Annotated in this window: 6 protein-coding genes; all 6 read right to left on the bottom strand. The window is 43.6% G+C overall.

Going from position 1 to position 11,466, the window contains the following annotated elements:
* Window positions 1-34: 34 nt before the first annotated feature.
* Window positions 35-1,705, bottom strand: a complete 1,671-nt coding sequence (locus AAGR14_RS08540; protein ID WP_342648168.1) for a glycoside hydrolase family 43 protein — start codon at window positions 1,703-1,705, stop codon at window positions 35-37.
* Window positions 1,706-1,753: 48 nt separating this feature from the next.
* Window positions 1,754-2,572 (bottom strand): polysaccharide deacetylase family protein, encoded by an 819-nt coding sequence (locus AAGR14_RS08535; RefSeq protein WP_342648167.1) that lies wholly within the window; start codon window positions 2,570-2,572, stop codon window positions 1,754-1,756.
* 11 nt (window positions 2,573-2,583) lie between these two features.
* Window positions 2,584-4,122, bottom strand: coding sequence for an acetylxylan esterase (locus AAGR14_RS08530; protein WP_342648166.1), 1,539 nt, complete (start codon window positions 4,120-4,122; stop codon window positions 2,584-2,586).
* A 25-nt stretch (window positions 4,123-4,147) separates the two neighbouring features.
* The gene (locus AAGR14_RS08525; RefSeq protein ID WP_342648165.1) at window positions 4,148-6,034 is read right to left on the bottom strand and encodes a sialate O-acetylesterase; all 1,887 of its coding nucleotides are present in this window, start codon (window positions 6,032-6,034) and stop codon (window positions 4,148-4,150) included.
* Window positions 6,035-6,296: 262 nt separating this feature from the next.
* Entirely contained in the window at window positions 6,297-8,240 is a 1,944-nt protein-coding gene (locus tag AAGR14_RS08520) for a RagB/SusD family nutrient uptake outer membrane protein (RefSeq protein ID WP_342648164.1), read from the bottom strand.
* Window positions 8,241-8,252: 12 nt separating this feature from the next.
* Window positions 8,253-11,420, bottom strand: a complete 3,168-nt coding sequence (locus AAGR14_RS08515; protein ID WP_342648163.1) for a SusC/RagA family TonB-linked outer membrane protein — start codon at window positions 11,418-11,420, stop codon at window positions 8,253-8,255.
* Window positions 11,421-11,466 lie beyond the last annotated feature (46 nt).

Genomic DNA, 11,466 nt, shown 5'->3' with positions numbered 1-11,466 from the left:
AGAATATTTTTGGCGTTGACCAGTCCAACTACTTTTAACGGTAAACGCTATCGTTGCCAGCGTAATCTACGCGGGTAAATTTAGCCGTACTGGTAGTTTCTTTACCGTTAGAGGTAGCGTACAAGGCAAACACGCAGCCCACAAATCCGCCGGCAGTATGCGTACTCAAAAACTTGCCATCTACGTTATCTTTAAGTGTAGTCCACTTTCCGGCTGTTGTGGCGTAGTCAAAAGCATAAAAGGCACCGTTTGACCTGATGCGTAGCTGCAATTTGCCTTGTGCATTAGCCGTTAGGGGCTGCTCGGTTAACAGCTCTGTTTCGCCTGCTTTGCCGCTTTTGTAAAGCTGTACTACCGGGCGTTGTTTTTCGTCAACTGATTTACAGATGTAATAGTAATGCTCTTCGTTTTGGAATATTACCAAACCGGCTTTTTCATAGGCTTTATCAGTGTCAAAGCTTAACTCGGTATCAAAGCTGCAATTTAAGTGTTGCTGACGTTTGGCAATAAATGCCGGGTTGCCGGTACCCGCACATGTTTCGGATTTAAGTTTCATGGTCAGGCCATCTTTACCAATGCTGTACCACGATGGGTCTGATGTTCTTAAAAACAAAAACGAGTAATCAAGCGGCTTATTCAGTGCTACCGAATATTTAAAATTTCCGCTTTGCGGTTGCAAGCCAGGGGTTTTATTTTCTTTAATGTTAGTGGCATAGCTGTATTGTATCTCTTTAACATCAGCGTTTATAACCGGCCACTCATCTTTCCAGGTCACTGGTGCAATAAATGTTTCGCGGCCGGTGTTATAATAATCGTCTTCGTAAGGGCGTACAGCTAAAAATATAGCATACCATTTTCCATCAGGTCCTTCTACAAAATCGGCATGGCCGGCAGATGTTACCGGGTCTTTGCGGTCGGCAGGTAATCCGCGTTGGGTCAGGATGGGATTATTCTCATAAGGAACAAAAGGCCCGGTGGCAGATTTACTCCGCAGCACAACTTCGGAGTGATTAACCGAAGTACCGCCCTCAGCAGCGTACAGGTAATACCAGTTACCAACTTTCATAATATGCGGACCTTCAATCCAAACCGGTTTTTTGCTGATATCGACACCGCCGTTTACCAAAATCTGATTTTCGGCCGAAGCGGTTAACTTAACAGGATCAAACTCATTCATCCGGATGGTACGATGACCTGAGTATAAAGGTTTATAATCAGGCGCATCACCGTTATATACCACATAGGCTTTGTCTTTGTCAAAAAATAACGACGGGTCTATCCCTCTAACCGATGGTAAAAAAGCCGGATCGCTCCAGGGGCCGGCCGGATTTTTAGCAGTTACTACAAAGTTACCCTTGTGGTCAATTTGTGTACAGGTAATATAAAAGGTTCCATTATGATAGTTAATAGCCGGAGCAAATAAACCACGGGTTACCCTATCGCCCATAAAATTCATTTGCGACGGGCGGTCAATCACGTTGCCAATCTGTTTCCAGTTTTTGAGGTCGGTGCTATGAAAAATCGGAATACCCGGAAAATAGGCGAATGTTGAATTTACCAGGTAATAATCTTTTCCTACTTTGATGATGCTTGGGTCAGGATAAAATCCTGCCAATATCGGATTTACTAAACGCGTGGTTTGCGCATCAACGAGGTTAAAGATCAGGCAAAATGCCGTCAATAATAGAAATGCTTTTTTAAACATACAGTATACTTATTTTTTTAAACGCTCTATAGGTAATAAAAATTAAATTTATTTGCCGGCACCTGCCTTAGCCTGATATGCCTGAATGGACTCTGCTACATCAACCATAGGTGCTATCCAAATTTGCTTTTCGTTTTGCTTTAAAAACTGGAGTAGTTTTTTGTGTTTGTCCAGGCTTACGTTAATGCTATGGCCACCACCTACACCGTGAAATAAAAACACCAGCAAGGCATGACTGGCCATCGCTTTTTTAACCAAATCAATCATCTGTTCGGCAGACTCGTTAGTCACAAAATAGCTATTAATATCGTCCAATTTTACTTGTGCGGCCTGTTTAAAGCCGGCCGTTACCCCGCGCGCACCGGCGAAATCATTTTTTAATTGAGGATAGAAGTACTCATCGCCAATTTTCAAGTCTCCGCACGGATATGCAAAGGTGCGCCGGTCTTTCCCGTCAATAGCTTTGAGCAGTACATTATTGATGCGTATCTCATCTACGGCCCTGCCAATGGTGTATTTACTCAGATCATGGTCGGGCGAAACAAAGCTGCGTCCGGGCAGGCTGCCATCGCATGGATGAAACAAAGCATGATTACCTAACTCGTGGCCATTTTTGGCGGCCCTGCGCCACTCATTCATGCGCTTTGCCAACACCGGCGACGAACCGATCAAGTAAAAGGTAGCTTTAAACTTCATAGAGTCTAAAGCCGGAATAACATTGTCCAGGTCAATATCAATAGCGTCATCATATGTCAAAACAACAGCGCACTGTTTGTTATTCCAGGCGTTAATCTGACCCTGAGAATGTATAACCATTAGCAGCAATACAACCGTTGTGCAAAAGAATCTTGATAAAATAAATCTCATGGTAAAACACATTATTTTTTTGAGTCGGAGGCCATCATATCATTAGCCCACTTAATAAAGTATTTAACGTTTGGTGCATCGGTATGTCCGCCATCATGCTGACGCCAGGCCAGATGCCCATCTAACAGACCAGTGTTTACCGGCGGCATCTTTTCGGTTTGATAATTATTTGAAACACCCAGGTCTTTAACGCCAAGTAATTTAAAAACCGAACCTGCTGCAACAGTTGCCATGTAACTACCCTGCTGGTCCAGCCACTTGGCATCGCCCTGCTCGGGCACACCGTAGCTTATAAAAGTTAAGCGCGGAGCGCACAATGCTATTAACTCGTGAGCATCAACCGGAATATCATTAGCGGTTTTACTGCCGAAGGTAGCATCAGCTGCACCATATTTCAAGAAATTACCGGCCATCCAGTAATACTCTCCGCCAGTCAAACTTTCAACCGCCTCGCCAAAGTTACGACGGTGCAACTTGGCGCCGCCCTCGCCTGATGAGCCGATCAACCCCATAGCAAAACGAGGCTCAAACGCCATTGTTACTAAAGCGGCTTTGCCATAGCGCGATACACCTTCAATGCCGACATGCCTGGCATCAATCATAGGTTCACTAGCTTCCAGATAATCTAATGCCCTGGCAGCGCCCCAGGCCCAGGCACGCAAGGTGCCCCAGTCTTCAGGCTTACGGGGCTGGCCTTTATTAACCAACCCAATTATACCGCGGGTTAATCCGGCAGCATTATCAGCCTGAATGCTGTTTGGGTCAATCAAGATGTATCCCCAGCCGCCAGCTATAAGTTGCTGTGCCGCAGGCGGATCACCAGGGCCACGAGGTGCAAACGGATTAACACCATAACTTTGAGCAGCAATAGAATTATAAGCAGGATAATGGTCAAACACCTCCTTTAATTCGGGATGTGCCTTTATTAATATTTCCTTTAAGGCATTGTTTATTGCTTCCAAGTCTTCTTTTGGTGGCTGTGCCGGTGCGGGCAATGCACTGGGTGCAAACATCATGAGCAGCGGTACCGGCTTTTTAGCATTAGCCGGTACAACCAACGTCATCTGGATGTTTACATTAATTAACGGATAGGCAGAATTATTAACCCGACCAATCAGCTGTTTGGCAATAACCGGTGTAAAGCCTACAAACTCCTTATCGGTTACCTTGGTTTGCCAGGTTACCTTCGGCACATTTTGAGGAATACGGCCGTACACTTCCCGCTCAAAATCTTCTACTAACTCTGGTCGGCGCTGTTTCCACCATTGCCCGGGTGTAGTTACCGGTTTACCGTTTTTGAAGGTGAGTACCGCTGGTAAGTTTGGATAAGGATTGGCCAGCGCCTCATCATAATTAGCATGATTAGGCGATTTCTCATCTCCGCTTGGTCCCGGGCGCAAAGCTTTTATGCCTAACTGCTTCATCATTTGCTCATGATCCTGCTCAGCTGTGAATGTGACAGGCATTGGATATTGATTGACTGCAGGTTGTTGCTGCGCCATCATCCGGTTAAAAAAGCATAGAAAGAGAAACACGACGATCTTTTTCATTACTGATACAAATTACTTAAAGCAACTACTTATCGGTACGGAAAGGAGAAGCAGGTAAGCCTTCTTTGTTATACAGATTGGCTCCTTCCGGATTATCTGCCCAGGCATAACGCACGTATTTAGGTTCGGCAACTTCAGGGCTTGAAACCGACACCTTATCCCCCTCAATTTGTGCATCGGCCCAAACAAATTGTTTATCGGCACCTGCAATGGCAAAGCGGGCAAGCTTACCTCCTTTTGCCATTAAGCCTGAACCAGTGTTAGTAAACGAAACGATGATTTTGTTGCCTGCAATGCTGGCCGATTGATAAAGCGGACCTGAACTCACCAACTTAGTATTGCCATAAGCCAGTTTTTCGGCAGCTAAGGCTACCCGGTCGCCCACATCTTTTTTATTTAACGGATGTATATCATTCCATTCGCCCAGATCAATAGTTACTGCTAAGGCGGTTTTAGGAATATCCAAAACCTTAAGCTGACCATCACGCAGTTCAGCCCATTGGCTTTCTACCGGCGAATATTCTGTATCGCCGTAATTAGGTAATTGTATAACAATAAATGGCAAAGCAGCATTGTGCCACTGGGTTCGCCAATCGCTGATTAACGCACGCAACAATGAGTTATATTCTTTGGCATTGCCGGCGTTTGATTCGCCTTGGTACCAAACAAAGCCCTTAACGCCATAATCGACAGCAGGTTTAACCATAGTGTTATATAACCCCGTCGGCTCGTTTTGAGCAGAAAATGCAAATCCGCTTTCGATGTCGCCCATACTGCGCCTAAGCGGTTTAAACACCTGTCCCACTTTATACAACCAGTCACCACGTAAATCAATGGTTGTAGCGCCATCAGTTAGTTCATAACGCTTATCGGGCACAAAACCACCTTTACCAAAGGTGTTGGTTATACGTACTACAATTGTATTTTTTCCGGCCTTAAGTAAACCGGCGGGTACTTCGTAACGGCGCGGCGGATACTGATAGGTGATGTTACCCACTTTCACGCCATTTACATAGGTTTCGTCGGCATCTATGATACGCCCTGCAAAAAGCTTGGCCGCTTTACCAGCCATTGAGGCTGGTACATCTACTTCTTTCCGGAACCAAATTACGCCGTTAAGTCCCCTTACGCCCTGATCAGCCCAATAACCAGGCAACCAGAATTTGTGCCATCCATCTGGAACATAGGCGTTATCAAACCATTTTACCGGTTCGGCTAAACCTTTATCCTGCTGTACAAACGGAGCGGAGGCCGCAGGCCGCGGCTGAACGGGCCTGTTAATTTTATTAACAAAAGCACTATCCGAAAACTGCTTTAAACGATTGGTGTAGGCAGGCAGTTCGCGATACCCATCTTTACTAATCCAAGCCTGTATGGGAGTACCACCCACACTGGAGTTGATGATACCTATAGGCACATGATATTTTAGATGCAACTGTTTGGCCATAAAATAACTGACCGCACCAAAGTTCATAACGTTAACCGGTGTAGCTGGCATCCATTTGCCGGGCGGCAAGTCATTATGTTCTTTAATAACGTCAGAAGCTGTTGGCACAAAGAAATTACGTATCTGCGGATAATTTGCATTAGCAATTTCGTCGGGGTACCGTTCTTTAACCCTTTCCATAGGCGTAACCATGTTTGACTGGCCTGCACAAAACCACACATCGCCAACCAGGATGTCTTTGAGTTGGACGTGATTACTGGCATTAATGGTCATGCTATAAGGGCCGCCTGCTTCTATTGCAGGCATTTGCAGCATCCACTTACCGTCCGCCCCCGTAGTGGCTTTATAAGTTTTGCCTTTAAAATTAACCTTCAGTTTTTCGCCGGGCGAAGCCCAACCCCAAATGTTAATTTTTTGGTCGCGCTGCAATACCATGCCGTCGCTTACCAGTTGTGGTAATCTCACTTGAGCAGATGCCGAAAGCGCTAGTACAGCAGAACATAAGAAAGGTATTATTTTAACATATTTCATAAATATCGAGAAGCAGAAAACGGTATTGCGGTAGCGTTAATTACTATACCAGCATAAACCGGCAACATGTAAACTCGTCATATTTTTTAACAAGTTTGAGCTATAGCAATAAAGAGTTAAACAAAGTATATGTAGCAGCAAGCGTTTAAACACAGAAAGGGCTATGCAGTGCATAGCCCTTTCTATAAGTCAAATATTAATATCCGTTATTTTGAGGATATTTAGGGCCCGACAAAACGTTGTTAATCAAGTTTTGTGGAATTGGCCAACGTGTGTGATAATCCTGAACATTCGGACCACCGTTGGTATTGTACATTTTATTTCTGCGTACCAATTGCTGTGTTCTTACCAAGTCGTACCAGCGGCGCGGATCACCGTAAAACTCACGGGTATACTCATCTAAAATCAAGTCCATACCACAAAGCGATGCAGTGTTGCTGGTATTGTTTGGTATTGCTAATTGAGCTAACTGAGCAGAATTTAACGCCATAGCCGCCACGTTTGCAGCATTTACACTTGCCATAGTTGATGCTGTTACCGAAATAGCATTCTTTGCAACGTTTTGCGCATCATCCGGTGTACGGTAAGCTGCACGGCGTCTGATGATATTTAACATATCTGCAGCGGTACTGGTGTTACCAAGCATGTAATTAGCTTCGGCATTCATCAGATAAACTTCAGAAAAGCGCATTAATGTAATAGGACGGCTTGAAAAGTCACCGGTTGCATTACGTTTTGGATCATCAAATTTCTTCACTGTAGGGAAGATAACGTTGTTAAATTGTTTAGGAGTAACGATTAAACCTTTAAAAGCATCACGACGAGCCATGGTAACATCTGCGCTTGGCATTAAAATCGCTGTATCACCGTCTATCGGCTTTATATAAGCACTTGTTGATGGATTAGATGTAGGTATTAATTTATCTTTCAACGTACCGTCGCTTTTTGTACCGGCAGCAACGTTGGTGTTACAAATCCAGAATGTTTGGAAGGTAGCATCGTAGCGGCTGTCACTTACCTGATTGGCAAAGGCCACGTTCATAGTATAGCGCACGTTAGGGGCCAAACGTACGTATGGACGGCCGTTATAAACATCGCGGAACATACCTGATTTAGTTGTAAGCCTTTGAGGAACTCCGTCAATACCAGCAATATTATCAATTCCTGGGCCTACATAATTCATACGGGCTAGTACATAAAGCTGATTTAAACCATAACCACCTGAACCCTGAAGTGTGTAACCTGTATATTGCGGATCTGATGCCCCACCAAAATCAATTGCAAACATGTTTTCTTTGCCATAGTCATTAGCCGGCTTATGTACGTCCATATAATCCTGCCATAAATCAAGGCCATAGGTGCCTTTATTGGCGATTAGTGCAGCAGTTAAATCAGCAGCTTTTTGAAAATCACCAGCTTGTTTTACCTCGCTATAACCACGCGTTAAATAAACCTTCGCAAGATAAGCGTTTGCTACGGCAGCAGTAGCCGTTTTGCCAACACCACCTGCCGAAAATGGACTCGTAGTACTTACTGTGTTCGGAAGTTCTGCTGCAGCTTCTGTTAAATCCTTTATGATAAACGCATATATGTCAGCAAGAGGAGCAGGTGCATCGGCAGTACTAGCTGTAGTAATGTAGGTCGTATGTAATGGAATACCGCTTTTTTGCGTAGCTGTTGTTCCGCCATAGGTTTGTACTAAATAGAAATACATGAAGGCTCGCAGAAACTTTGCTTGGGCAACAAACTGTGTACGTGCCGTAGCATCAGTAATTGCTGTTGCATACTGAAATACTCCATTTAGTGTATTGATGTCTACATACAGTCCGGTAATATCCGGACCGTTTGACGAGTTTATGCCATTAAATGAATTAAACAGTGGAGGTACTGTACCAGCACTTCCTCCCGGAATATTTTCGTCGGTACCGTTATAATAAAAAACTAAACCTTCGCCCGAAAAGGCTCCTCTTAAATCGTTGTAGACTCCTGTTACAGCAGCCTGTACACCACCTGCCGTAGTGAAGTACTCAGGGTATAATTGTGCTCTTGGCTGCTCTTCTAATATCTTTTTGCAACTGGTAGCAGACGATAAAACGGCTGCAGTTGCTATAATTATACTTGCTTTATTTAGAATTTTCATGTCTGTTAAATTTTAGAAACGGGCATTGATACCAAAAATGAAATCGCGTGTGGTGATACCAGGACTAATAGCTAAGCCTCGGTAGTTATTGAAGTTACCATCTTGTCCGCCTATGTTACCACTGGTAGATGAATTTATAACCTGCTGGTTATAAACCGATTCCGGATCTGTTACTGAGAAACTATGATTCATGATTGGTGCATAAATAATGAACGGATTAGTCACGTTAGCATAAACCCTTAGTGAGCTCATACCTAAATGGCGAGTAATATTAGCAGGCAAATTGTAACCTATGTTTATGCTTTTTGCACGGATGAACGATCCATCATAATATTGCAGGGTTGAGTAATAGTTACCCTGAATTTGCGCGTTTGGCATTGGAAATGCATTAGTAGGGTTGGTAGGCGTCCAGTAATCAATATAAGGCTGATTATGACGTCCTAAGTTAAGATATTGCCAGCCGACGTATGCAGAGTTAGCCGAAGACACATAAGGTACTACAGTCGTAAACTTCATTCTGCCTTGGATTACAATGCTTAAGTCAAAGTTTTTGTAAGCAAAACGGTTGGTCATACCGAACTGGTATTTTGGCTGGAAGTTACCGATGATCTGGTTATCGTTAGCGTCGATTTTACCGTCACCATTTAAGTCTTGAACGCGAATTTGACCCGGGTACTGTAAAGTCCCGGCCTGACCTCTTACCGGTTGGTAAACCGCACCGCTGGTTTGAGGTTTTGTGTTATCGATACCCGGAGAATCGCCTAATTGCCAGATACCAATTTTTCTAACGTCGTAAATGACGCTCAATGGCTGACCAACGAATTGGCCGGCACCAATATTAAATTGAGCACCGTTTGGTAATTCTTCAATGCGCTCGCGGCTAAACGACATATTGTAGTCGGTTGACCAAGTAAAGCCACCCAAATTCTGGATATTTATGCTGCTTAAAGTAATCTCTAAACCTTTGTTTGATGATGTACCCAAATTTGAGGTTTGAGAGCTAGCACCGTTAGTAACAGGTAATTGATTCGGTAATATAATGCCTGTAGTACGTTGCTTGTACACCTCTACCGAACCGGTAATCCTATTTTTAAGTACACCAAAATCTAAGGCAAGGTTGTACTCATGTGTTCTTTGCCAGGTTAATGTTGGGTTAGTAAGCGTTGTTACCCTAACACCTTGTGCGTTACCGGTAGATGCACCACCATACTGATATTTTGAAGAGCTTAATGCCCCTAAAGTTGAGTATGGGTTAATTGTGGCTGTTGTAGAAGTTATACCGTAACCTGCACGTAGTTTCAGGTTATCTATAAAAGAGTAACGCTTCATAAAGCCTTCATTACTCAATACCCAACCTAAACCAATAGATGGATAGGTGGTGTATTTGTTGCCTGATGCCAATGCCGAGTTACCATCAGTTGTCACCGAAGCTGTTAAATCATACTTGTTATCAAATGCATAGTTTAAACGAGCAATGTAAGATAACAAGCCTTGCTCAGTATAGCTGCCGTTTACACCGGTAATGGTATTAGCTAAACCAAGGTTAGAATTGCGAACGGCATCAAATGGAATGCCTGTACCATCTATTCTTGAGTTTTCGTTGTGCTGCTTTTCATTTCTAAAAACTGCTACAAAGTTAACACGGTGCTTATTCGCAAATGTATTATCGTAAGTTAACAAATGCTCTTGAGATAACCGATACTGGTAATTATTTAATGTACTGGCCGTTGTACGTGCTGCATTTACAATATCCACATTGTTGATACCGCGGTATAGACCTTGTAAAGACTGTGAGAAATTATAATTTACAGTGAAACGGTACTTAAGGTGGTCAACGGGTGATACCTCGCCGTAAACAATGTCATTGTGTATAAACGCTCGGGTATAATCGTAATACTGATCAGGGTTTTGACCTGGAAGCAATGGGTTTAAAAACGTAGCATCAATTTGATCCGACTGAGGCGTAGGGTTGAGATTACCGTTAGGCAAATACGGATAAGTAAGCGGGCTGATGTAGCGTGCGGTTAAAAGTTGATCGCCACCTCCATTGTTTACCAAACGCACAGTAGTTAAAGTGGTTAAACCAAATTTTAGGTACTTGTTGATTTTATGGTCTAAAGTGGCATTCAACGATATACGCTTGCTGTCGTTGTTAGGTTGTAGCGCAGTATTTAAACGGTAACCACCACCAATTGTAAACTGAGTTCTTTCGGTACCGCTTGACACCCGTAAACTTTGGTCCCAAATTATTGATGGTTTAACCAGCAGCTTCACGTAATCTGTGCTGACACCTTCAGCCAGTGCTTGCTTTTCGATTGCTGTAAGTGCGTAAGGGTTTGAAGGGGTGTTATTAGAGTATCCTTGCAATACAGCACCCTGCAATGCATCGTTTTGTAGCTGGGCGAATTCCTGTCCGTTAAGCAATCTGAGGTTACCTTGCAGCTTGCTTACACCTACGTAAGTATCATATGCAGTAACAGTTGTGCCTACCCTACCACGGTTGGTAGTAATTAACAAAACACCTCCCGACGCACGAGAACCGTAAATTGCAGTTGCCGAAGCACCTTTCAACACGTCGATACTTTTGATATCAGTAGGGTTGATGTTTTCAATAGAGTTATAGTAAGGCTGTCCGTCTAAAACAATCAGTGGTCCGTCTACACCTGGTGCAGCACCGATAGTACGGTTACCACGAATCGATATTATAGGCCCGTTAGTACCGCTTACTACATCAACACCTGCAACTCTGCCTTTAAGCTGTTCAGCAAAGTTGGATGCAGGTATTTCCTGTAACGTTTTTGCATCAACTGAAGCAACTGTACCTGTAACGTCCTGTCGGCGGAGGGTGCCATAACCAACAACAACAACATCGTTTAGGTTACTTGCACTTCTGGTTAATGTTAAAGTACCTAAGTTGGGAGTTCCGGATGCAACATTTTTTACGAAATCGTTGTAACCAACAAACGAAACGGTAACGCTGCTGGTTCCGGCAGGCGCGTTTAAAGTAAAATTACCATTAACATCTGCCACAGCGGCAGTAGTACCTCCTGTAACTTTTACAGTAGCCCCTACTAGCGGTTCATTTTTTTCGTCAACAATTTTACCTTTTATGGGTACGGTTTGTGCAAAGAGCACAGAAGAAAGCATAGTTAGCACAGTGACTAACCAATATGTTTTCATGAATTTAGAAAGTTGAAGTATTCTCATATAGTTAATTTAAGGCTGG

It is taken from the genome of Mucilaginibacter sp. CSA2-8R (assembly GCF_038806765.1).
Taxonomy (GTDB): domain Bacteria; phylum Bacteroidota; class Bacteroidia; order Sphingobacteriales; family Sphingobacteriaceae; genus Mucilaginibacter.
The sequence above is the reverse complement of the archived record's forward strand: the minus strand, read 5'-3'. Positions and strand labels throughout refer to the sequence as shown.

Coding starts and splice junctions, on each gene's coding strand:
- AAGR14_RS08540 (WP_342648168.1), bottom strand. CDS start 1,705: ATGTTTAAAAAAGCATTTCTATTATTGACGGCATTTTGCCTGATCTTT.
- AAGR14_RS08530 (WP_342648166.1), bottom strand. CDS start 4,122: ATGAAAAAGATCGTCGTGTTTCTCTTTCTATGCTTTTTTAACCGGATG.
- AAGR14_RS08535 (WP_342648167.1), bottom strand. CDS start 2,572: ATGAGATTTATTTTATCAAGATTCTTTTGCACAACGGTTGTATTGCTG.
- AAGR14_RS08515 (WP_342648163.1), bottom strand. CDS start 11,420: ATGAAAACATATTGGTTAGTCACTGTGCTAACTATGCTTTCTTCTGTG.
- AAGR14_RS08520 (WP_342648164.1), bottom strand. CDS start 8,240: ATGAAAATTCTAAATAAAGCAAGTATAATTATAGCAACTGCAGCCGTT.